The sequence below is a fragment of the Escherichia sp. E2748 genome (genome assembly GCF_005781125.1).
In the GTDB taxonomy this organism is placed as follows: domain Bacteria; phylum Pseudomonadota; class Gammaproteobacteria; order Enterobacterales; family Enterobacteriaceae; genus Escherichia.
This window is the reverse complement of record NZ_VATP01000001.1, coordinates 777,440-798,249: the sequence shown is the minus strand read 5'-3', so window position 1 is coordinate 798,249 and position 20,810 is coordinate 777,440. Positions and strand designations below refer to the sequence as shown.

The 20,810-nt window shown below is 49.9% G+C and carries 25 protein-coding genes and 1 other annotated feature; of the genes, 8 read left to right on the top strand and 17 right to left on the bottom strand.

The annotated features are described in order from the left end of the window. The first annotated feature begins 26 nt into the window (after positions 1–26). Positions 27–218 (top strand): hemin uptake protein HemP, encoded by a 192-nt coding sequence (hemP, locus tag FEK42_RS03850; protein WP_130208717.1) that lies wholly within the window; start codon positions 27–29, stop codon positions 216–218. 3 nt (positions 219–221) lie between these two features. Here hemP and selO read toward each other — a convergent pair whose 3' ends face one another. The 14 genes from selO to thrS form a co-directional block, all read right to left on the bottom strand. Continuing rightward, complete coding sequence (selO, locus tag FEK42_RS03845) at positions 222–1,658, bottom strand: protein adenylyltransferase SelO (RefSeq protein WP_135492685.1); 1,437 nt, start codon at positions 1,656–1,658, stop codon at positions 222–224. A gap of 62 nt (positions 1,659–1,720) precedes the next feature. Continuing rightward, positions 1,721–2,434, bottom strand: coding sequence for an EAL domain-containing protein (locus tag FEK42_RS03840; RefSeq protein WP_135407252.1), 714 nt, complete (start codon positions 2,432–2,434; stop codon positions 1,721–1,723). Between the two features lie 246 nt (positions 2,435–2,680). After that, positions 2,681–3,145, bottom strand: a complete 465-nt coding sequence (locus tag FEK42_RS03835; protein ID WP_130208276.1) for an NlpC/P60 family protein — start codon at positions 3,143–3,145, stop codon at positions 2,681–2,683. A gap of 77 nt (positions 3,146–3,222) precedes the next feature. Further along, positions 3,223–3,972: a vitamin B12 ABC transporter ATP-binding protein BtuD gene (gene btuD / locus FEK42_RS03830; protein WP_130208278.1), complete on the bottom strand. Its 750-nt coding sequence runs from the start codon at positions 3,970–3,972 to the stop codon at positions 3,223–3,225. Continuing rightward, positions 3,972–4,523 carry a bifunctional thioredoxin/glutathione peroxidase gene (btuE, locus tag FEK42_RS03825; protein WP_130208280.1) on the bottom strand — a complete coding sequence of 184 codons (552 nt, stop codon included), beginning with the start codon at positions 4,521–4,523 and terminating at the stop codon, positions 3,972–3,974. Before btuE ends, btuD begins: the two co-directional genes overlap by 1 nt. A 62-nt stretch (positions 4,524–4,585) precedes the next feature. After that, the gene (btuC, locus tag FEK42_RS03820) at positions 4,586–5,566 is read right to left on the bottom strand and encodes a vitamin B12 ABC transporter permease BtuC (protein WP_135492686.1); all 981 of its coding nucleotides are present in this window, start codon (positions 5,564–5,566) and stop codon (positions 4,586–4,588) included. Positions 5,567–5,666: 100 nt separating this feature from the next. After that, entirely contained in the window at positions 5,667–5,966 is a 300-nt protein-coding gene (gene ihfA / locus FEK42_RS03815) for an integration host factor subunit alpha (RefSeq protein ID WP_002440155.1), read from the bottom strand. Between the two features lie 4 nt (positions 5,967–5,970). After that, positions 5,971–8,358, bottom strand: coding sequence for a phenylalanine--tRNA ligase subunit beta (gene pheT, locus FEK42_RS03810; protein ID WP_130259846.1), 2,388 nt, complete (start codon positions 8,356–8,358; stop codon positions 5,971–5,973). A 14-nt stretch (positions 8,359–8,372) separates the two neighbouring features. After that, entirely contained in the window at positions 8,373–9,356 is a 984-nt protein-coding gene (pheS, locus tag FEK42_RS03805) for a phenylalanine--tRNA ligase subunit alpha (protein ID WP_000018588.1), read from the bottom strand. Positions 9,357–9,565: 209 nt separating this feature from the next. Next, positions 9,566–9,690: a sequence feature (Phe leader region), on the bottom strand. After that, on the bottom strand, positions 9,640–9,684 hold the full coding sequence (gene pheM / locus FEK42_RS22755) for a pheST operon leader peptide PheM (protein ID WP_001386830.1): 45 nt from the start codon (positions 9,682–9,684) through the stop codon (positions 9,640–9,642). It overlaps the preceding feature by 45 nt. A gap of 116 nt (positions 9,691–9,806) precedes the next feature. Further along, a complete protein-coding gene (gene rplT / locus FEK42_RS03795) occupies positions 9,807–10,163 on the bottom strand; it encodes a 50S ribosomal protein L20 (protein ID WP_000124850.1) in 357 nt (118 codons plus the stop codon). Between the two features lie 53 nt (positions 10,164–10,216). Next, complete coding sequence (rpmI, locus tag FEK42_RS03790) at positions 10,217–10,414, bottom strand: 50S ribosomal protein L35 (protein ID WP_001124225.1); 198 nt, start codon at positions 10,412–10,414, stop codon at positions 10,217–10,219. A gap of 92 nt (positions 10,415–10,506) precedes the next feature. Then, entirely contained in the window at positions 10,507–11,049 is a 543-nt protein-coding gene (gene infC, locus FEK42_RS03785) for a translation initiation factor IF-3 (protein WP_001700733.1), read from the bottom strand. 3 nt (positions 11,050–11,052) lie between these two features. Next, entirely contained in the window at positions 11,053–12,981 is a 1,929-nt protein-coding gene (gene thrS, locus FEK42_RS03780; RefSeq protein WP_130208286.1) for a threonine--tRNA ligase, read from the bottom strand. 301 nt (positions 12,982–13,282) lie between these two features. Here thrS and yniD point away from each other — a divergent pair, with 301 nt between their 5' ends. Next, on the top strand, positions 13,283–13,390 hold the full coding sequence (gene yniD / locus FEK42_RS03775; protein ID WP_064529152.1) for a small membrane protein YniD: 108 nt from the start codon (positions 13,283–13,285) through the stop codon (positions 13,388–13,390). Positions 13,391–13,450: 60 nt separating this feature from the next. On the opposite strand, the gene FEK42_RS03770 is transcribed toward yniD, so the two are convergent. Then, positions 13,451–14,209, bottom strand: coding sequence for a YdiY family protein (locus FEK42_RS03770; RefSeq protein ID WP_130208288.1), 759 nt, complete (start codon positions 14,207–14,209; stop codon positions 13,451–13,453). A gap of 286 nt (positions 14,210–14,495) precedes the next feature. Here FEK42_RS03770 and pfkB point away from each other — a divergent pair, with 286 nt between their 5' ends. From pfkB to FEK42_RS03755, 3 genes are all read left to right on the top strand, one after another. Then, positions 14,496–15,425 (top strand): 6-phosphofructokinase II, encoded by a 930-nt coding sequence (pfkB, locus tag FEK42_RS03765; protein ID WP_130208719.1) that lies wholly within the window; start codon positions 14,496–14,498, stop codon positions 15,423–15,425. Positions 15,426–15,526: 101 nt separating this feature from the next. Next, positions 15,527–15,814: a type V toxin-antitoxin system endoribonuclease antitoxin GhoS gene (gene ghoS / locus FEK42_RS03760; protein ID WP_130218889.1), complete on the top strand. Its 288-nt coding sequence runs from the start codon at positions 15,527–15,529 to the stop codon at positions 15,812–15,814. Between the two features lie 104 nt (positions 15,815–15,918). After that, positions 15,919–16,779 (top strand): fructosamine kinase family protein, encoded by an 861-nt coding sequence (locus tag FEK42_RS03755; RefSeq protein WP_130208292.1) that lies wholly within the window; start codon positions 15,919–15,921, stop codon positions 16,777–16,779. A gap of 40 nt (positions 16,780–16,819) precedes the next feature. On the opposite strand, the gene FEK42_RS03750 is transcribed toward FEK42_RS03755, so the two are convergent. Next, positions 16,820–17,356 carry a YniB family protein gene (locus tag FEK42_RS03750; protein WP_135492687.1) on the bottom strand — a complete coding sequence of 179 codons (537 nt, stop codon included), beginning with the start codon at positions 17,354–17,356 and terminating at the stop codon, positions 16,820–16,822. Positions 17,357–17,502: 146 nt separating this feature from the next. Here FEK42_RS03750 and hxpB point away from each other — a divergent pair, with 146 nt between their 5' ends. From hxpB to tcyP, 3 genes are all read left to right on the top strand, one after another. Further along, positions 17,503–18,171, top strand: a complete 669-nt coding sequence (hxpB, locus tag FEK42_RS03745; protein ID WP_130218883.1) for a hexitol phosphatase HxpB — start codon at positions 17,503–17,505, stop codon at positions 18,169–18,171. A 161-nt stretch (positions 18,172–18,332) separates the two neighbouring features. Next, positions 18,333–18,923: a metal-dependent hydrolase gene (locus FEK42_RS03740; protein ID WP_064529159.1), complete on the top strand. Its 591-nt coding sequence runs from the start codon at positions 18,333–18,335 to the stop codon at positions 18,921–18,923. Positions 18,924–19,055: 132 nt separating this feature from the next. Beyond that, positions 19,056–20,447, top strand: coding sequence for a cystine/sulfocysteine:cation symporter (tcyP, locus tag FEK42_RS03735; RefSeq protein WP_064529160.1), 1,392 nt, complete (start codon positions 19,056–19,058; stop codon positions 20,445–20,447). A 46-nt stretch (positions 20,448–20,493) separates the two neighbouring features. Here the strand turns inward: tcyP and cedA are convergent, their stop codons facing one another. Next, the gene (cedA, locus tag FEK42_RS03730; protein ID WP_130208300.1) at positions 20,494–20,757 is read right to left on the bottom strand and encodes a cell division activator CedA; all 264 of its coding nucleotides are present in this window, start codon (positions 20,755–20,757) and stop codon (positions 20,494–20,496) included. Between the last annotated feature and the right edge of the window lie 53 nt (positions 20,758–20,810).

The window sequence follows — 20,810 nt, the reverse complement described above, 5'->3', positions numbered from 1 at the left end:
TGTTATATCAATTATTATTAATTTTTATGCGTTATACGGATAGCAGAAAACTCACGCCTGAAACGGATGCCAATCACAAGACCGCTTCCCCGCAGCCCATTCGGCGAATTACCAGCCAGACACTGTTAGGTCCTAATGGCAAACTGATTATCGATCATGACGGGCAAGAATATCTGCTCCGTAAAACTCAGGCTGGCAAGCTGCTGTTGACCAAGTAGCCTTTAACTCGAGCAGCTGACTTCAAGCCGTTTACCCCAGTCAGGTGGACGACTGACATAGTCATCATCCCTGTCGCTGAAAGGATTTCGCAACGCTTCATGCAGACGTTGTAATTCTGTCATATCGCCCTTTTCTGCCGCCTCAATAGCGCGTTGTGCCAGCCAGTTTCGCAATACCAGCGCAGGATTGACGCTCTGCATCAGTTGCTGACGTTCACTATCGGCAACTCCGTCTTGTTGCAAGCGCGCCCGATAACGCGTAAACCAGTCATCAAACGCCGCGCGGTCAATAAACTCATCGCGCAGCGGTGAAGCCGCACTGTGCTGCTCGGTCAGGCTTAACATGCGGAATGTGCGAGTATAATCACTGCGCTCTTGCGCCATCAGACTGAACAATTCATTCAGTAGCGCATTATCCTCTTTTTGCTCCGTCATAAAGCCCAGCTTCTGCCGCATACGTTTTCCATAATGCGTCAACAAAACCTGTTGATAGCTTTCCAGTGCCTCGTTTAACGCGTCGACAGTGATAAACGGCGACAATGTCTGCGCCAGACGCTGTAAATTCCACAACGCAACGGCAGGTTGATTATCAAAGCTGTAACGTCCCTGATGATCAGAGTGATTACAAATAAAGCCCGGTTCATAATCATCGAGGAAAGCAAATGGACCATAATCCAGCGTCAGCCCGAGAATCGACATGTTATCCGTGTTCATCACCCCGTGAGCAAAACCGACTGTCTGCCAGCTGGCGATTAACGAAGCCGTACGTGCGACAATATCGGTAAACCAGAGGTGGTATTTATCCTCTTCATCCTGAAGATGCGGCCAGTAATAGCGAATGGCGAAGTCAGCCAGCTGGCGAACTTTTTCCGGTTCCCGACGATAGTAAAAGTGTTCAAAGTGGCCAAATCGCAAATGACTCTGCGCTACGCGCATCAGCATCGCTCCTGATTCGACCGTCTCCCGGTAAACCGGCGTATCGCTGGTAACAATGCTTAAGGCGCGTGTCGTCGGAATGCCAAGGTGATGCATTGCCTCACTGGCAAGACTTTCGCGAATTGTTGAACGTAAAACCGCACGTCCGTCGCCCATCCGCGAATAAGGCGTCAGCCCCGCACCTTTCAGATGCCAGTCCATGGTGGTGCCGTCGGCAAACTGTTGCTCGCCGAGTAAAATACCGCGCCCGTCGCCAAGCTGCCCCGCCCAGACACCAAACTGGTGGCCACTGTAGACCTGGGCCAGTGGCGACATGCCTGGCAGTAAAGTTTCGCCGCCCCAGACACCCGCGCCACTTTCAAACAGCGACGATGGAACACCCAGCGTATTAGCCAGTTCGGCGTTATACCAAATCAACCGGGCATTATTTAAAGGCGTAGGGGAAAGCGATGTATATGTTGCCGGCAATTCATCACGCCAGCGGGTAATAAAAGACAGGGTCATAGATCCTCCTGTTTGATAGTGTAGACGGTTACTCTCGTCTTAAACACCAGCAAACAAGAGGGTTATCGCTGGACCAGCGTTGTTATCTGGCTTACGGGAACTGCGGGCCACAAGCATCCCTGAAAAGCATGGAAACCAAACGGCACCATCTGCGCCAACATCTCCGGTGTATTAATACCAGCAGCAATAATACAATTGCAACAAGGTGAAATTTGCGCATGGAGCGCACGAATAAAAGGCGCGAAAGATTTATGGACTATTTGTTGCTGAATAAAACCTTTATCCAGCATGACGCGAGTGAAAAGCCCATCAAAAACAGCCTTCATTGTACTGTTGCCCGCACCCAAATTTCCCAAAACCAATGGAAAAATTTGCGATAAGTGCAAAAGTTCATAATTATCTTTTCCCTCATTAAGATGAGGATAATTTTCATTAATCATCAATTCAGCAAAGGGAATTTTTAATAGTTTGCTTGCGTAATTATCCCTATCTAATAATAACTTTGCTACTTGTGGCGTTAAATTAATCCAGGCAAAGAGTTTATGTTGAATGAAAAAATGTTGGCATGATTTTAGTAATTCCAACTTTTCGGCAAATAATTGCCAATGCTGCTCCTCTGAAAGTTGTGCAATAACCCGTGTCGTCGGGATGCGAACCGTACCGTCGTCACTGGAGAAATGGGTTATTAACTCAACCCCAACAAGATTTTGTTGGCTGTCTCTTATCGGTAGAAAATAGTAATCAGAATGATAAAGATTCTCCAGTAAGACCCTCATGGTAACAGCCCCTCTCTTCGGATTTTTTTCAACATCCAGATAAAAAGTTTGAGGCCATAAGGCATAACAAATACAGAGGGAATAACTTTCATTTGTTCCATGTTAACCACTTTTTCAGGGGTCCTTTTTTTAGATTATCCTGAGTATAAACGAATATTCCATTTGCGGTATTTTTGTCTGCAAAATACTACTGTATTCAGGAGTTAACAGACGGTGCGGTATCAGCACCGTCCATTTATTGAGATACTAGATTCGTCTCGCCTGCCAGAAATTTTTCTGCCAGTAGACATTATCGAGGGAAGAACGCATCACCCCCTTGCTGGTAGAGGCGTGAATGAATTGATTGTTGGTATCGTAAATACCCACGTGTAAACCATTTTGCCCGGAACCTGTTTTGAAAAAGACCAGATCGCCTGGCAGCAATTCTTCTTTATCAATTTGGGTACCGATAGCGGCCTGTTGTTTTGTTTCGCGTGGCAACTGTAAGTCGAAACGGTCACGCATCGTCACAACCACGAAACCCGAACAGTCCACTCCACGTCGAGTCATGCCGCCATAACGATACGGCGTACCATGCCAGCTCTGTAGTTGATCGTTCAAACCGGCAATGACAGTAATGGAGTCAGAAAGCCTGGCGTTTGGCGGCGGCGCTTTATGATGGCTACACCCGGCCAGAAACAGTGCTGTAATTAAAATTAGGCAGAAACGCATTCCGTACGAATCCTCTGTTTTTTATTCTTGCATTAATTTAGCGTCGAAATTACCCGTTTTTCAAGATGCTAATGAAATCAGGTGGTCGAAATCAGCATTCGGTGACCTTCAATGTCCAGACGACGGAAGCTCATGCCATAAGCCTGGGCCAGATTCGGCGGCGTTAGTACTTCATCTCTCCGCCCACTGGCAAGCAGTTTTCCTTGTTTAAGTAACCACGCCCGATGCGCGTGACGCAATGTGTGGTTAAGATCGTGACTGCTCATCACAATCGCCACGCCTTGCTGACAGAGCGCGCTCAAAATTTTATCTAACGCGCTTTGCTGGGCAACATCAAGGCTGTTCATGGGTTCATCAAGGAGAAGCAATTGACCTGCCGGATTCGCTTGCGGCGTGATTTGTAACACCACAGCAGCAAGACGGACACGTTGCCATTCACCACCGGATAGTTGATTGGTGCTTCGACCGAGTTTGTCATCAAGGGCCAACGCCCCTGCGACATCATTTAGCAGATCGGTTCGCGTTTTATCGTGCTGGTGCATGGTCAGGTAATGCCAGACCGGCATAGCAAACGGCGGTGTCTGTTGTTGTGCAAGATAGGCGCGATGCAGGGCGAGTTTTGTTGCGGGCCAGGTATCCAGTGGTTTACCTGCAAACTGAATGCTTCCCTGACCACTGGTCATCCCCGCCATTCGCGCCAGCAAGGTGCTCTTGCCCGCGCCGTTCGGTCCCACCAGATGCAGGATCTCCCCTGCCCGGACCTCGCCAGAAAGCGGCCCCAGGCGGGTTGATTCCGCTACATCCTGTAACTGCATCACAATAGACATTATTTTGCCAACGCCAGTTTAATGCTTTCCATTACAATAGGATCTTCCGGCGTCATATCCGGGGAAAAACGCTGGATGACCTTTCCGTCTCTACCCACCAGAAACTTTTCAAAATTCCACAAAATATCATCAGGGTACAGTGGCGCACGGCCTTTGCTGGCCATTCGCGCGTAGAAACCGCTCTCTTCCGGTGCCACCGCCGTCGGCGCTGCGGCAATCAATTTTTGATATAGCGGATGACGACCTTCGCCATTGACCTCAATTTTACTGAACATTGGGAACGTCACGCCCCAAGTGGTGGTGCAATAAGTTTTAATTTCTTCATCACTACCTGGTTCTTGTTCAAGGAACTGGTTGCACGGAAATCCCAGCACGACGAAACCACGATCGGCCCAGGCTTTCTGGATGTTCTCCAACTGTTCATATTGCGGCGTTAAGCCACACTTTGAAGCGACATTAACAATTAGCAGCACATTACCGGCATATTTCTCCAGCGTGGTCACTTCCCCGTCAATCGTCTTCACTACGGTGGTCAGAATGGGATCTTGCATCGTGTCTCCTGGATAAGGTCAGTAAAAATCTTAGCTTTTAATCATAGACCGTCTTTATGCGGCTAACGTCCTGCTTTTAACAATAACCAGATAAACACCGGCGCACCCAGGGTGGCGGTGACCACACCAATCGGTAACTCTGCGGAAGCCAGCGCCAGTCGAGCAACAATATCGGCAAGCAGCAACGCAGTAGCACCAACCAGCGCGCAGCCGGGAAGTAATACCCGGTGATCGGTTAATCCGCACAGCCGCAGAATATGCGGGATAACCAGGCCAATAAACCCAATAGCGCCAGCCAACGCCACACTGACACCGACCATCCAACCGGTAGCCGCGACCAGTACATTGCGCCAGAGCCACAGTGGTAACCCCAGTTGTCGCGCCGAGATTTCACCCAGCGCTAACATATTCATTGGTCGGGACTGACAGCAAATCCACAGCAACACCGGAATCAAGGCCACCATCAGCCAACTTTGCCGCCAGTCCACACCGCCAAAGCCGCCCATCATCCAGTACATCAGTTGGCGTAAATCAACAGACGTGGAAAAGTAGATGGCCCACGTCATTAACGCGCTACAGATGATACCCAGCGCAACACCAGCCAGCAGTAATCGGCTGGTTGAAAGATGACGACGGGCAAAACGCAAGAGAATTAAGGTGATAATAAGCGCGCCAGCAATCGCACACAGCCCCAGCGCCCAGTTCGGTAACTGCCCTTGTCCGAGCAATACAGCGGCGATAAGCCCCACTCCAGCGCCGTTAGAGACGCCAAGCAGCCCCGGCTCCGCAAGAGGGTTTTCAAACAGCGCCTGCATGACCGCGCCTGATAACGCCAGCGCCGCGCCAACCAGCAATACAGCCAGGGTACGTGGCAGGCGAATTTGCCAGACGAACAGTTCGCCACGAGGAGTGAACCAGTCGGCAGGTGAAATCCATTGTTCACCAGCGCAAAGGCTTAAGAGAAGCGCCAGCAGCATCAAAACTGACAGGCATAATAACCAGCGAATATTTTGTCGCTGTTGTTGGCGGGCAAGTGTCAGCATGGTATCCGTTCTGCTGAAGTGTCATTCCGTTGATTTTACGGTGACTCTTCGACAGTGAAAAGAAAAAAGGCCGCAGAGCGGCCTTTTTAGTTAGATCAGATTACTCGTCTTTGGGTGTGGCGTTTTCGACCCGGCTTTTTAACTTCTGCCCGGGTCTGAAGGTCACCACGCGCCGTGCTGTAATGGGAATATCCTCGCCCGTTTTCGGGTTACGTCCCGGGCGTTGATTCTTATCACGCAGATCGAAGTTACCAAAACCAGAGAGTTTCACCTGCTCGCCGTTTTCCAGAGCGCGACGGATCTCTTCGAAAAACAGTTCAACCAGTTCTTTGGCATCCCGCTTGCTAAGCCCAAGCTTATCAAACAGATATTCTGACATTTCAGCTTTTGTAAGCGCCATAGGTTCAATCCCTCAATGATGCCTGGAATCGCTCTTTTAATGCCTCTACACATTTGGCGACGGTAGCGGCAATCTCCTCTTCTTCGAGTGTACGGCTGGTATCTTGCAGGATCAGGCTTATGGCGAGGCTCTTATACCCCTCCGCAACACCCTTACCGCGGTACACGTCAAACAAGTTTACGCCAACTACCTGATTTACGCCAACTTTCTTACATTCGGATAAAATATCCGCTGCGGGAACGTTTTCTGCAACCACAACCGCGATGTCACGACGGTTCGCCGGGAAGCGCGAAATCTCGCGCGCTTGAGGCACCACGCGGTCTGCGAGCTTGTTCCACTCCAGTTCAAACACCAGAGTGCGACCGTTAAGATCCAGTTTACGTTCCAGTTCAGGATGAACAACCCCAACAAAACCAATACGTTCACCTTTCAGATAAATCGCTGCGGATTGTCCCGGATGCAGTGCCGGATTCGCTTCTGCACGGAACTCAACATCAGCCAGTTTACCGGTCAGGTCGAGAACGGATTCAAGATCGCCTTTCAAATCATAGAAATCAACAGTCTCTTTTGCCAGGTTCCAGTGCTCTTCGTAACGGTTACCGCAAATCACACCGGCTAACATCAGATCCTGACGAATGCCCAATGGCGCCTGCGTATCTGGCACGAAGCGCAGACCGCTTTCAAAAATGCGCACACGGTTTTGCTGACGGTTCTGGTTGTACACTACAGTTGCCAGCAGACCGGTCCACAGAGAAAGACGCATTGCCGACATTTCAACGGAAATCGGGCTTGGCAGCAGTAAGGCTTCAACGCCCGGGTGGATCATCTGCTGCACTTTCGGATCAACGAAGCTATAGGTGATCACTTCCTGATAGCCTTTGTCGTTGAGCAGCGTTTTCACGCGCTTGAGTGACAAATCGGCTTCACGGTGAGTCCCCATAATCAGGCTCGCCTGCACCGGTTCATCCGGGATGTTGTTGTAGCCGTAAACACGCGCCACTTCTTCGACCAGATCTTCTTCAATCTCCATGTCGAAACGCCAGCTCGGTGCAACAGCCTGCCACTCGTCCTTGCCTTCGGTAACTTCACAGCCGAGACGACGCAGAATGTCAGTCACCTGTGCATCGGCAATATGATGGCCGATCAGACGATCCAATTTGCTACGACGCAGAGTGATGGTCGCACGCTTCGGCAACGTTGCTTCGTTAGTGATATCGATAACCGGGCCAGCTTCACCGCCGCAGATATCGATCAGCAGACGGGTCGCACGTTCCATTGCTTTGTGCTGCAGTGCCGGATCAACACCACGCTCATAACGGTGAGAAGCATCAGTATGCAGGCCATGACGACGAGCACGACCGGTGATAGACAGCGGGCTGAAGAACGCGCATTCCAGCAGGACGTTTTGCGTTTCGTCATTCACTCCAGAGTGTTCGCCACCGAAGATACCGCCCATCGCCAGCGCCTTGTTGTGGTCGGCGATGACCAGGGTGTCAGCGTTCAGCTTCGCTTCGGTACCGTCGAGCAGTACCAGCGTTTCGCCCTCTTTCGCCATCCGCACCACAATGCCGCCTTCAATGCGATCTTTGTCGAAAGCGTGCATCGGCTGACCCAGTTCGAGCAGCACGTAGTTGGTGACGTCAACCACTGCATCGATAGAACGAATCCCGCAACGACGCAGTTTTTCTTTCATCCACAGCGGAGTTGGCGCTTTAACGTTAATGCCTTTTACTACGCGGCCAAGATAACGCGGGCAGGCTTCCGGCGCTTCTACCGCAATCGGCAGCGTGTCATCGATGGTTGCACCAACCGGGACAATTTCCGGTTCAACCAGCGGAAGCTGGTTCAGCACGGCAACATCACGCGCTACACCGATAATGCCTAAGCAGTCTGCACGGTTTGGCGTCACACTGATTTCGATGGTGTTGTCATCAAGTTTCAGGTATTCACGGATGTCGGTGCCAATTGGCGCATCCGCAGGCAGTTCGATAATACCGTTATGATCGTCAGAAATACCCAGCTCAGAGAAGGAGCACAGCATCCCTTCAGACGGTTCACCGCGCAGTTTCGCGGCTTTAATTTTGAAATCGCCCGGCAGTACAGCACCAATAGTTGCTACCGCCACACGCAGGCCCTGACGACAGTTTGGCGCGCCGCAGACGATGTCCAGCAGGCGATCGCCACCGACATTGACTTTGGTCACTCGCAGTTTGTCAGCATTCGGATGCTGCGCACATTCAACCACTTCACCAACGACCACGCCGTGGAAGCTACCGGCAACCGGTTCTACACCGTCAACTTCCAGGCCCGCCATCGTGATTTGATTCGCCAGCGCATCACTATCGATCGCCGGGTTCACCCATTCGCGTAACCACAGTTCACTGAATTTCATAATCTATTCCTGCCTTATTTAAACTGTTTGAGGAAACGCAGATCGTTTTCGAAGAATGAACGCAGGTCGGTGACGCCGTAACGCAACATGGTCAGACGCTCCATCCCCATACCGAAGGCGAAACCGGAGTAAACTTCCGGATCGATGCCAACATTACGCAGCACGTTCGGATGCACCATCCCGCAGCCCAGTACTTCCAGCCATTTACCGTTTTTACCCATGACGTCCACTTCTGCAGAAGGTTCGGTGAACGGGAAGTAGGAAGGACGGAAGCGAATCTGCAAATCTTCTTCAAAGAAGTTACGCAGGAAGTCGTGCAGCGTGCCTTTCAGGTTGGTAAAGCTGATGTTGGTATCAACAATCAGACCTTCCATCTGATGGAACATCGGCGTGTGAGTCTGGTCGTAGTCGTTACGGTAAACGCGGCCAGGCGCGATAATACGAATCGGCGGCTGCTGGGCTTTCATGGTGCGGATCTGTACGCCAGAGGTCTGGGTACGCAGCAGGCGGGTAGCGTCAAACCAGAAAGTGTCGTGGTCAGCGCGCGCCGGGTGGTGACCAGGAATGTTCAGAGCATCGAAGTTATGATAATCGTCTTCGATTTCCGGCCCGGTTGCCACGGTAAAGCCAAGCTCACCGAAGAAACTTTCGATACGGTCGATAGTGCGGGTAACCGGGTGCAGGCCACCGTTTTCGATACGACGACCAGGGAGGGAAACATCGATAGTTTCCGCAGCCAGACGCGCATTCAGCGCTGCGCTTTCCAGTTCAGCTTTACGCGCATTCAGCGCCTGCTGAACTTGCTCTTTCGCTTCGTTGATAACCGCACCAGCTGCCGGACGCTCTTCTGGCGGCAGCTCACGCAGGGTCGTCATCTGAAGGGTTAAGTGCCCTTTTTTACCCAAATATTCGACGCGCACATTGTCTAACGCGGCAACATCTGACGCCTGGCTAATGGCCGCCTTCGCACTGGCAACCAGTTCTGCGAGATGTGACATGGTTTTCCTCATTGTGTCAGTGGTGACACTGGTTCGTTGGACTTAGAGCCTATCCCATCAGGCTATTTTACTTGCCATTTTGGTCCCGGGCAGTGCTCGAAATCCTCACGTACTTAAGTACGCTCCGGTTTCTCCGCGCTGGCCGTGTCCAGACTGGCTGCGACAATTACGCCTGACGAGACAGGCTTTTTATTTTTCAAAACGCGCATACAAAAAAAGCCTCCACTGGGAGGCTTTCAGGCGCTGTTTTCCGTTTCTCTTCTCACGCGCTAGCCTCCTGGAGTCAGGTGCTAAAGTAAAAAAAGAAGCGGAAAATAGCAGCATTCATTGCTTGCGTTACCTTTTGGTACTTTTCAAAAGACCTTTATTGAAAAGGCTACGGCGATAAAAGTCAATGTTTTGATGGTGTTGAAACGAAAAGAGGGAGACTAGCTCCCTCTTTCAACTGGCTTATGCCAGAGCTGCTTTCGCTTTTTCAACCAGAGCGGTGAACGCTACTTTGTCGAATACTGCGATATCAGCCAGGATCTTACGGTCGATTTCAACAGAGGCTTTTTTCAGGCCATTGATGAATTTGCTGTAAGAAATACCGTTCTGACGTGCTGCTGCGTTGATACGCGCAATCCACAGTTGACGGAACTGACGCTTACGTTGACGACGGTCACGGTAAGCATACTGACCAGCTTTGATAACAGCCTGGAAGGCAACGCGGTATACGCGAGAACGCGCACCGTAGTAGCCTTTAGCTTGTTTCAAAATTTTCTTGTGACGTGCGCGTGCAATAACACCACGTTTTACGCGAGCCATATGTGCTCTCCTGTATCTATATTCTAATTAAAAAGTTAAAAAACGTTAACGGCTTATGCGTACGGCAGGCACGCGATTACCAGGCCCAGATCGCCTTTGGAAACCATGGCTTTCGGACGCAGGTGACGTTTACGTTTGGTCGCTTTTTTGGTCAGAATGTGACGCAGGTTAGCGTGCTTGTGCTTAAAACCACCTTTACCGGTTTTTTTGAAGCGCTTAGCAGCACCGCGTACGGTCTTAATTTTTGGCATTTTAATAACTTCCACTTCGCATTGTTGATAAACAGAAACAAAGGCGAATCACCCTGTGAGCCGAGGCCCACAGGAATGATTACTTGATGGCCTTACTGTTTCTTCTTAGGAGCGAGCACCATGATCATCTGGCGGCCTTCAATCTTCGTTGGGAAAGATTCGACCACTGCCAGTTCTTGCAAATCATCTTTCACGCGATTAAGCACTTCCATACCGATTTGCTGGTGCGCCATCTCACGACCGCGGAAACGCAGCGTGATTTTGGCTTTATCACCCTCTTCGAGAAAGCGAATCAGGCTGCGGAGTTTTACCTGATAGTCGCCTTCATCTGTACCAGGACGGAATTTAATTTCCTTAACCTGGATAACTTTTTGCTTTTTCTTCTGTTCCTTAGAAGACTTGCTCTTTTCATAGAGGAATTTGCCGTAATCCATTATACGACAAACCGGCGGCTCGGCGTTAGGGCTGATCTCGACTAAGTCTACTCCGGCTTCTTCAGCTTTCTCCAGAGCTTCTCTCAGACTCACAATACCAAGCTGCTCGCCTTCCAAACCTGTTAAGCGAACTTCCTGGGCGCGAATTTCGCCATTGATACGGTTAGGACGCGCCGTTTGAACTCGTTTTCCGCCTTTAATACCTTATTCCTCCAATTGTTTAAGACTGCGGCTGCGAATCTCTTGTTGCAGCTTCTCGATCACTTCATTTACGTCCATGCTTCCCAGGTCTTTACCACGGCGGGTGCGAACGGCAACTTTGCCAGATTCCACCTCTTTATCACCACAGACCAGCATATATGGGACGCGACGCAAAGTGTGCTCGCGGATTTTAAAGCCAATCTTCTCATTTCTCAAGTCTGCTTTAACACGAATGCCCGCATTTGATAGTTTTTGCGTCAATTCGTTAACGTATTCAGACTGTGAATCCGTAATGTTCATGATAACAACCTGAACCGGCGCAAGCCAGGTCGGGAAGAAACCAGCGAACTCTTCGGTCAGGATACCGATGAAACGTTCCATCGACCCAAGAATTGCACGGTGAATCATTACCGGAACCTTACGCTCGTTGTCTTCGCCTACATAGGAAGCGCTCAGACGAGACGGTAAGGAGAAGTCCAGCTGTACTGTACCGCACTGCCATGCACGATCGAGGCAGTCATACAGGGTAAATTCAATTTTCGGACCGTAGAACGCGCCTTCACCCAGTTGATACTCAAACGGGATGTTGTTTTCTTCCAGCGCAACTGCCAGGTCCGCCTCAGCACGATCCCACATTTCGTCACTGCCAATACGTTTTTCAGGACGAGTGGAAAGCTTGACCACGATCTTCTCGAAGCCAAAAGTGCTGTACATATCATAGACTAAACGGATACATCCGTTAACTTCATCGCGAATTTGTTCTTCAGTACAGAAGATATGCGCGTCATCCTGGGTAAAACCACGCACGCGCATCAGGCCGTGCAGGGATCCTGACGGCTCGTTACGGTGGCAGCTACCGAACTCGGCCATACGCAGCGGCAGATCGCGATACGACTTCAGCCCCTGGTTAAAGATTTGTACGTGACCCGGACAGTTCATCGGCTTAATGCAGTATTCACGGTTCTCAGAAGAGGTGGTGAACATTGCATCTTTATAGTTTTCCCAGTGACCGGTTTTTTCCCACAGGACGCGGTCCATCATAAACGGGCCTTTAACTTCCTGATACTGGTACTCTTTCAGTTTAGAGCGAACGAACACTTCCAGTTCACGGAAGATGGTCCAGCCGTCATTGTGCCAGAACACCATACCCGGCGCTTCTTCCTGCATATGGTACAGGTCGAGCTGTTTACCGATTTTACGGTGGTCGCGTTTAGCGGCTTCTTCCAGACGCTGCAGGTACGCGTTGAGGGCTTTTTTATCTGCCCACGCAGTACCATAAATACGTTGCAACATTTTGTTGTTGCTGTCGCCGCGCCAGTAGGCCCCTGCCGTTTTCATCAGTTTGAAATGGTGGCAGAAACGCATATTCGGTACGTGCGGACCGCGGCACATATCGACATATTCTTCGTGGAAATAGAGGCCAGGCTGGTCATCATGGGCGATGTTTTCGTCCAGGATGGAGACTTTATAGCTCTCGCCGCGTTTAACGAACGTTTCACGCGCTTCGTGCCAGCTGACTTTCTTCTTAATGACGTCGTAGTTTTTCTCAGCAAGCTCATGCATCCGCTTCTCGAGTGCTTCGACATCTTCCTGGGTTAACGTGCGGTCAAGATCAACGTCGTAATAGAAACCGTTGTCAATAACCGGGCCGATTGCCATTTTGGTATGCGGCCAAAGTTGTTTAATTGCGTGCCCTAACAGGTGCGCGCAGGAGTGACGAATGATCTCCAGACCTTCTTCGTCTTTAGCGGTAATGATCGCCAGTTTAGCGTCGTTTTCAATCAAATCGCACGCATCTACCAGTTCGCCATTAACGCGCCCTGCGATACAGGCTTTCGCCAGACCTGGACCAATGTCCAGCGCAACATCCATGGGGCTTACAGCGTGGTCGTAATGGCGTTGGCTGCCATCAGGAAGAGTAATAACAGGCATGTTATATCCTTATTTGCAGTGGTGACCCACACGAAAGATCACATACAAAGATTCATATGAAATTTATCAAAAAGGTTTGGGCTGATTCCCGCTTCACTCTGCGAAATATGTCACAGCATGCTGATTGGCGATGCCAGACCTACACCCACTTTCTGATAATACCGCTTGGCAGTTTACACGGTAATTGTTATCGGGCAAAGCGACAATCATCATGTTTGATATGATATAAATCAATACAGGCAACACCTGACCCTTTTGTTACACTCGATTATTGAAGACTGGAAATCCCCTGGAAAAACGCATGCCGACAAAACGTTTCAACAAAAAACACTGGAAGATGGTGGTCGTCCTGCTGTCTATTTGCGGCGCGATGCTGTTGCTGCGCTGGGCAGCGATGATTTGGGGCTGAACGGTGAGGCGCTATCAACAAACAATGCAGCCAGACCGCAGAACACGGCCCGGCACATTATTACATCCTGTAGCCCAGCGATAACGTGGTGCGGCGATCGGTATGTTCCGGCGCAGACTCAGGCGGTTCAGAGTTCCATGTAACGTTGTAGGCCACCTTCAGACCGAAATGTTCATTGATGGCAACATTTAATGCACTTTCCGAGTTCAGCGTAGTGTCTTCAGCACCAAAAACCGATACACCCTGGGTAAATTTAGCGTTGTCGGTCAACTGCCACGCATAAGCTCCGGAGGCATACCCCAGCGGCTGCGTTTCACTGGCATTATCGGTATATTTGTCGTAACGCACGCCAGGACCGAATTCAAAGCGGAAGCTGTGTACCGGGCCATTTAAAAACTGGCGACCATAACCCGCAGTCAATACATCTCGTTCCCGATAGCCGTTATAACGGTCTGTCAGCCAACTTGCCTGACCAAACAGATAATCATAATCAGTTAAATTAAAACGGCTACGACCACCTACTGCATATTTTTCCGAAGAACGCTCATCATTAGAAGAAGTATTGCTGGCATTTCCCCACAGCGACCAGGCAGTCGTCTGCCCATACCAGGTCATAGTGGTATCAGCCGTCAGAGAGGAACTTTTCGTGTTGCCTGATTGTGCAAGGTAACCTGCGTTCAGATTACCTTCGAAAGGTTTTTTTGCGCTGGCAGGATCGTCCATGACAGTAAAAACGGAATCATCGGCAGTTGCAGTCAGAGACGCAAACATACCCCCCGCCAACATAACGATGGCAGGAACTGTCTTCAAAAGCTTCATTTATTAAAAGTCCGTACAACAAAAAAAGAGACCATCGCGGTCCCGGAAACTTTCTTAAGGATCAAAGAGTAGCGTCCCTGGAAAGGTGACAAATTATAAAAAGGAGTGAAAAACTTAGCAATGACTTCTTATTTCATTTTTTGAATAAGCGCGTTGCGAAAACAGATATTTATTTATATATCTTTACCTTATTAATTTTATATAAATATCTAATAAATCATATTGTTAATTCCTTCACTTTCCACTGATTCAGTGCCAGACTGAAATCAGCCTATAGGAGGAAATGATGGTACGTATCTATACGTTGACACTTGCGCCCTCTCTCGATAGCGCAACAATTACCCCGCAAATTTACCCCGAAGGAAAACTGCGCTGTACTGCCCCCGTGTTTGAACCAGGTGGTGGCGGTATTAATGTCGCTCGCGCTATTGCTCATCTGGGCGGGAGCGCGACGGCTATATTCCCGGCCGGCGGCGCGACCGGCGAACATCTCGTCGCTCTGCTGGCCGATGAAAATGTCCCTGTTGCCACTGTCGAAGCGAAGGACTGGACCCGCCAGAATCTGCATGTACATGTGGAATCCAGCGGTGAGCAGTATCGCTTTGTCATGCCCGGCGCAGCTTTAAGCGAAGATGAATTTCGTCAACTTGAAGAACAAGTTCTGGAAATCGAGTCAGGGGCTATTCTGGTTATTAGTGGAAGCCTGCCACCAGGCGTGAAACTGGAAAAGTTAACGCAGCTTATTTCTGCTGCGCAAAAACAAGGAATACGCTGCATCGTCGACAGTTCCGGCGAAGCCTTAAGCGCAGCACTGGCGATTGGCAATATCGAGTTAGTTAAACCTAACCAAAAAGAACTCAGCGCACTGGTAGGTCGCGAACTCACTCAACCCGATGATGTGCGTAAAGCCGCGCAGGAAATTGTTAATAGTGGTAAGGCCAAACGGGTCGTCGTTTCCCTTGGTCCACAAGGAGCGTTGGGGGTAGATAGCGAAAACTGCATTCAGGTTGTGCCACCGCCGCTAAAAAGCCAAAGTACCGTCGGTGCTGGCGACAGTATGGTTGGGGCTATGACGCTGAAGCTGGCAGAAAATGCCTCGCTTGATGAAATGGTTCGTTTTGGCGTAGCTGCCGGTAGTGCCGCAACACTCAATCAAGGAACACGCCTGTGCTCCCATGACGATACACAAAAAATTTACGCTTACCTTTCCCGCTAATCGAGACATTCCCCCCTCGGTTGGGGGAATCACCACAAACCTGTCAGCAATGCGTTTCTGCGACTATGCTAAAAAATCACGTGATAACAAAGAGGTGAATTATGGCTGGTGGCGATCTTGTCCGTTATGTCATTACCGTCATGTTGCATGAAGATACATTAACTGAAATTAATGAGTTAAATAACTTTCTGACACGCGATGGCTTTTCACTGACCATGACAGACGATGATGGGAATATCCATGAACTCGGGACGAATACCTTTGGACTTATCAGTACGCAAAACGAAGATGAGATAAGAGAACTCGTTGCCGGGCTCGCCCAGAGCGCTACAGGCAAAGACCCCGAGATAAGGATCACAACCTGGGAGGAATGGAATAGCAACAAATAAAGATTTTTGGGCAATAATCAGTCTGTGGTGTGCGTTAGCTCGTGTTTTTACACCTTATTCTTGCGCTAACCTTATGATCTGGCAGACAGCATGGGAGAGACATCATGTGGCAGGTAATCAGTCGTCTTTTGAGCGAGCAGTTAGGTGAAGGCGAAATCGAACTGCGTAATGAACTGCCTGGCGGGGAAGTCCATGCCGCATGGCATTTGCGTTATGCAGGACGTGACTTTTTCGTCAAATGTGATGAAAGAGAATTGCTTCCCGGTTTTACCGCCGAAGCCGACCAACTGGAGTTATTGTCTCGCAGTAAAACCGTCACCGTACCCCGGGTGTGGGCAGTTGGCGCTGACCGTGACTACAGTTTTCTAGTGATGGATTATCTCCCTCCTCGGCCGTTGGATGCACATAACGCCTTTATTTTAGGGCAGCAAATTGCGCATCTACATCAATGGAGCGACCAGCCACAATTTGGCCTCGATTTCGATAACGCCCTTTCTACTACCCCTCAACCCAATACCTGGCAACGCCGTTGGTCAACGTTTTTTGCTGAACAACGGATTGGCTGGCAACTGGAGCTGGCAGCAGAAAAAGGGATCGCCTTCGGCAATATCGACGCCATCGTCGAGCATATCCAGCAGCGCCTGGCCTCACATCAGCCGCAACCATCACTGTTACACGGCGATCTATGGTCAGGGAATTGTGCGCTAGGTCCGAATGGTCCGTATATTTTCGACCCTGCTTGTTACTGGGGCGACAGAGAGTGCGATCTGGCGATGTTGCCGCTACATACCGAACAGCCTCCGCAAATCTATGATGGTTATCAATCAGTGTCACCGCTACCGACCGATTTCCTCGAACGCCAACCGATTTACCAGCTTTACACTTTGCTAAACCGTGCAAGGTTGTTTGGTGGTCAACATCTGGTTATTGCTCAACAATCATTGGATAGATTGTTAGCCGCGTGACGGGAGTCGATGATAATGGCCGCACCGCGCGGCCTTTGTATTAAATGAAACCGAGCAGAGAAAAGAACACGTATCCCGCAGCAATACAAATGACCGGCAGGATATAGAGTGAAAAAAACTGCGTGAAGATAGTATGGCGTGGAACGACAATGCGCGACTCGATCTGTTCACGCGTTAACCCCTCTTCCCCTTTAGCCTTCTCCAGAATGAGTTGATCTTCAACGCCTTCGCGCAAGAAGCGCACCTGACGACCCATGCGTGCTCCAGAGTCTTGCAACGCCAGACCGACAAAAATCAGGATAAAGATCACCCAGAACATAACGTTCACACCACCATTAAAATTGGGCGTTGGCGAGTTATACCAGAACAGATTCAAAAAAGGCGTATTCGCTTGCATCATATCGATCATGACATGAGCAAAGTCGAGCATTACCGCATTAATGCCTTCCTGGGTTTCTTGCCGGATATTCATAAACTTCAGCAAGGAAATCAACGTGGAAACAAGTGTTGGTATAAAAATCACCCAACCGAAAATCCTTTTCAAAATAGCAATGCGTCCAGCTTGTTGATACGTCATGAGTTCTCCTTGATTAAGACGCGTCGATTCACTTAGTTTACCTGTAGATATCTGTTTTCGCCCATTCTTTAAAGGCGATATGATAGGCGCTTAATCATAAGCACTGCTTAATACCTTACACATAATGCTCTAAAGGAGAGGTTGTAATGTCAACCCCACGACAGATTCTTGCTGCAATTTTTGATATGGATGGATTACTTATCGATTCCGAACCATTATGGGATCGGGCCGAACTGGATGTGATGGCAAGCCTGGGGGTGGATATCTCCCGTCGTAATGAGCTACCGGACACCTTAGGTTTACGCATCGATATGGTGGTTGATCTGTGGTATGCCCGGCAACCGTGGAATGGACCGAGTCGTCAGGAAGTGGTCGATCGGGTAATTGCCCGTGCCATTTCGCTGGTTGAAGAGACGCGTCCATTACTGCCTGGCGTGCGTGAAGCCGTTGCTTTATGTAAAGCGCAGGGCTTATTGGTTGGCCTGGCTTCAGCGTCACCGCTGCATATGCTTGAAAAAGTGCTGGCCATGTTTGACCTACGTGACAGTTTCGATGCCCTCGCCTCCGCCGAAAAATTGCCTTATAGCAAGCCACATCCGCAGGTTTATCTCGACTGCGCAGCAAAACTGGGCGTTGACCCAATCGCCTGCGTGGCGCTGGAAGACTCTGTTAATGGCATGATCGCCTCGAAGGCAGCACGAATGCGCTCCATCGTCGTTCCAGCACCAGAAGCGCAAAATGATCCACGTTTTGTGTTGGCGAATGTAAAACTTTCATCCTTGACAGAACTCACCGCGAAAGACCTCCTCGGCTAATAAAAAGGGGCGTGGTGACACGGCCCCTGGTTGCTTATCTGAAATCACGTTCAACTGATGATTTTATCATCATATTATGATGAAGAGTTACACCGTCACCACTTCCGCGCACTGTACAAAAACCCTATACTGTACGTATCGACAGTTTAGTGAGTTTTATCATGACGGCGGAAGGTCACCTCCTCTTTTCTATTGCTTGTGCGGTGTTTGCTAAAAATGCCGAGCTTACACCCGTGCTGGCACAGGGTGACTGGTGGCATATTGTCCCTTCCGCAATATTAACTTGTCTGTTACCGGATATTGACCATCCAAAGTCGTTTCTTGGGCAGCGATTAAAGTGGATATCAAAACCCATTGCCCGCGCTTTTGGTCACCGTGGCTTCACCCACAGTCTGCTGGCGGTGTTTGCTCTACTGGCGACCTTTTATCTGAAAGTTCCGGAAAGCTGGTTTATTCCAGCTGATGCTCTGCAAGGTATGGTTCTCGGTTATTTGAGTCATATCCTTGCTGATATGCTGACCCCTGCTGGCGTTCCCCTACTCTGGCCGTGCCGATGGCGTTTCCGTCTGCCAATTCTGGTTCCACAAAAAGGCAACCAGTTAGAACGTTTTCTCTGCATGGCGTTGTTTGTCTGGTCAGTGTGGATGCCCCATTCACTGCCCGAAAACAGTGCCGTGCGTTGGTCATCGCAAATGATTAATACCTTGCAGATCGAGTTTCATCGCCTTATTAAGCATCAGGTTGAATACTAAAAAAACAAAAATCGCTTTTCTGGAATAAGCCATTCCATTTGAATATAAGAGCCAGCTCACAGTTCTGTTAATCTTGCTTCAACACTATGGCTACTGCGTAGCGATAGAAATAATAAGATCAGGAGAACGGGGATGAACTTTCCATTAATTGCGAACATCATAGTGTTCGTTGTGCTGCTGTTTGCGCTGGCCCAAACCCGCCACAAACAGTGGAGTCTGGCCAAAAAAGTGCTGGTAGGTCTGGTGATGGGGGTGGTTTTTGGCCTTGCCCTGCATACCATTTATGGTTCTGACAGCCAGGTACTTAAAGATTCTGTTCAGTGGTTTAACATTGTCGGTAACGGCTATGTTCAGCTACTGCAAATGATCGTCATGCCGCTGGTATTTGCCTCCATTTTAAGTGCGGTTGCCCGTCTGCATAACGCGTCCCAACTAGGCAAAATCAGTTTTCTGACTATTGGTACGCTACTGTTTACCACGCTGATTGCGGCGCTGGTCGGTGTACTGGTCACTAATCTGTTTGGTCTGACAGCTGAGGGGCTGGTTCAGGGTGGCGCTGAAACTGCGCGTCTGAACGCTATCGAAAGCAACTATGTCGGTAAAGTCTCTGACCTGAGCGTTCCGCAGCTTGTCTTGTCCTTTATCCCGAAAAACCCGTTTGCCGATCTGACCGGTGCCAATCCGACGTCAATTATCAGCGTGGTAATTTTTGCGGCTTTCCTGGGCGTTGCAGCACTGAAACTGCTGAAAGATGATGCGCCGAAAGGTGAACGAGTCTTAACCGCTATCGATACGCTGCAAAGCTGGGTGATGAAACTGGTTCGCCTGGTCATGCAACTGACGCCATACGGCGTTCTGGCACTGATGACCAAAGTCGTTGCTGGCTCCAACCTGCAAGACATCATTAAACTGGGTAGCTTCGTTGTCGCGTCCTACCTCGGTCTTATCATTATGTTTGCAGTGCATGGCATTCTGCTGGGTATTAATGGCGTAAGCCCACTGAAATACTTCCGTAAAGTCTGGCCAGTGCTGACGTTTGCCTTCACCAGTCGCTCCAGTGCTGCGTCTATTCCGCTGAATGTAGAAGCACAAACGCGTCGTCTGGGTGTTCCTGAATCCATCGCCAGTTTCGCCGCTTCTTTCGGCGCGACCATTGGTCAAAACGGCTGTGCCGGGCTGTATCCGGCAATGCTGGCAGTGATGGTTGCGCCTACGGTTGGCATTAATCCGCTAGACCCAATGTGGATTGCGACACTCGTTGGTATCGTCACTGTGAGTTCAGCAGGTGTTGCAGGCGTTGGTGGCGGTGCAACATTCGCCGCACTGATTGTACTCCCTGCAATGGGCTTGCCGGTAACGCTGGTGGCATTGTTAATTTCCGTTGAACCACTTATCGATATGGGCCGTACGGCACTGAACGTCAGCGGTTCTATGACCGCAGGTACACTGACCAGCCAGTGGCTGAAGCAGACCGATAAATCCATTCTGGATAGCGAAGATGACGCCGAACTGGCTCACCGTTAACCCTGGCTTATAACGCAAAACGCCTGTCATCCCGACAGGCGTTTTTTTACTCTTCGACCTCATTCTCTTGTCGAATCTGATTCGCCCAGCGCTGGGCCGCCTCCGGCACACTAAACGCCGGTGAGCGCAAGAATGACTCCCCCACCAGAACAAACGCTACATATTTGCCACGTAATATCCAGACATCACGAAACGAATCCATTTTAATCGCATGCTCCGGCGGCGCAGGTTCCGTGCGCGGGACATAGCTAATAATCGGGCGGTTTTGCTGACGTAGCGGTTTCTTCATTACTGGCTTCACTAAACGCATATTAAAAATCAGAAAAAATGTAGTTTAGCCGATTTAGCCCACGTCCGTCCTGC

Excerpts from the sequence above, each read along its gene's own strand:
- hemP (WP_130208717.1), top strand. The coding sequence starts at position 27 with ATGCGTTATACGGATAGCAGAAAACTCACGCCTGAAACGGATGCCAAT.
- selO (WP_135492685.1), bottom strand. The coding sequence starts at position 1,658 with ATGACCCTGTCTTTTATTACCCGCTGGCGTGATGAATTGCCGGCAACA.
- FEK42_RS03840 (WP_135407252.1), bottom strand. The coding sequence starts at position 2,434 with ATGAGGGTCTTACTGGAGAATCTTTATCATTCTGATTACTATTTTCTA.
- FEK42_RS03835 (WP_130208276.1), bottom strand. The coding sequence starts at position 3,145 with ATGCGTTTCTGCCTAATTTTAATTACAGCACTGTTTCTGGCCGGGTGT.
- btuD (WP_130208278.1), bottom strand. The coding sequence starts at position 3,972 with ATGTCTATTGTGATGCAGTTACAGGATGTAGCGGAATCAACCCGCCTG.
- btuE (WP_130208280.1), bottom strand. The coding sequence starts at position 4,523 with ATGCAAGATCCCATTCTGACCACCGTAGTGAAGACGATTGACGGGGAA.
- btuC (WP_135492686.1), bottom strand. The coding sequence starts at position 5,566 with ATGCTGACACTTGCCCGCCAACAACAGCGACAAAATATTCGCTGGTTA.
- ihfA (WP_002440155.1), bottom strand. The coding sequence starts at position 5,966 with ATGGCGCTTACAAAAGCTGAAATGTCAGAATATCTGTTTGATAAGCTT.
- pheT (WP_130259846.1), bottom strand. The coding sequence starts at position 8,358 with ATGAAATTCAGTGAACTGTGGTTACGCGAATGGGTGAACCCGGCGATC.
- pheS (WP_000018588.1), bottom strand. The coding sequence starts at position 9,356 with ATGTCACATCTCGCAGAACTGGTTGCCAGTGCGAAGGCGGCCATTAGC.
- rplT (WP_000124850.1), bottom strand. The coding sequence starts at position 10,163 with ATGGCTCGCGTAAAACGTGGTGTTATTGCACGCGCACGTCACAAGAAA.
- rpmI (WP_001124225.1), bottom strand. The coding sequence starts at position 10,414 with ATGCCAAAAATTAAGACCGTACGCGGTGCTGCTAAGCGCTTCAAAAAA.
- thrS (WP_130208286.1), bottom strand. The coding sequence starts at position 12,981 with ATGCCTGTTATTACTCTTCCTGATGGCAGCCAACGCCATTACGACCAC.
- yniD (WP_064529152.1), top strand. The coding sequence starts at position 13,283 with ATGCCGACAAAACGTTTCAACAAAAAACACTGGAAGATGGTGGTCGTC.
- FEK42_RS03770 (WP_130208288.1), bottom strand. The coding sequence starts at position 14,209 with ATGAAGCTTTTGAAGACAGTTCCTGCCATCGTTATGTTGGCGGGGGGT.
- pfkB (WP_130208719.1), top strand. The coding sequence starts at position 14,496 with ATGGTACGTATCTATACGTTGACACTTGCGCCCTCTCTCGATAGCGCA.
- ghoS (WP_130218889.1), top strand. The coding sequence starts at position 15,527 with ATGGCTGGTGGCGATCTTGTCCGTTATGTCATTACCGTCATGTTGCAT.
- FEK42_RS03755 (WP_130208292.1), top strand. The coding sequence starts at position 15,919 with ATGTGGCAGGTAATCAGTCGTCTTTTGAGCGAGCAGTTAGGTGAAGGC.
- FEK42_RS03750 (WP_135492687.1), bottom strand. The coding sequence starts at position 17,356 with ATGACGTATCAACAAGCTGGACGCATTGCTATTTTGAAAAGGATTTTC.
- hxpB (WP_130218883.1), top strand. The coding sequence starts at position 17,503 with ATGTCAACCCCACGACAGATTCTTGCTGCAATTTTTGATATGGATGGA.
- FEK42_RS03740 (WP_064529159.1), top strand. The coding sequence starts at position 18,333 with ATGACGGCGGAAGGTCACCTCCTCTTTTCTATTGCTTGTGCGGTGTTT.
- tcyP (WP_064529160.1), top strand. The coding sequence starts at position 19,056 with ATGAACTTTCCATTAATTGCGAACATCATAGTGTTCGTTGTGCTGCTG.
- cedA (WP_130208300.1), bottom strand. The coding sequence starts at position 20,757 with ATGCGTTTAGTGAAGCCAGTAATGAAGAAACCGCTACGTCAGCAAAAC.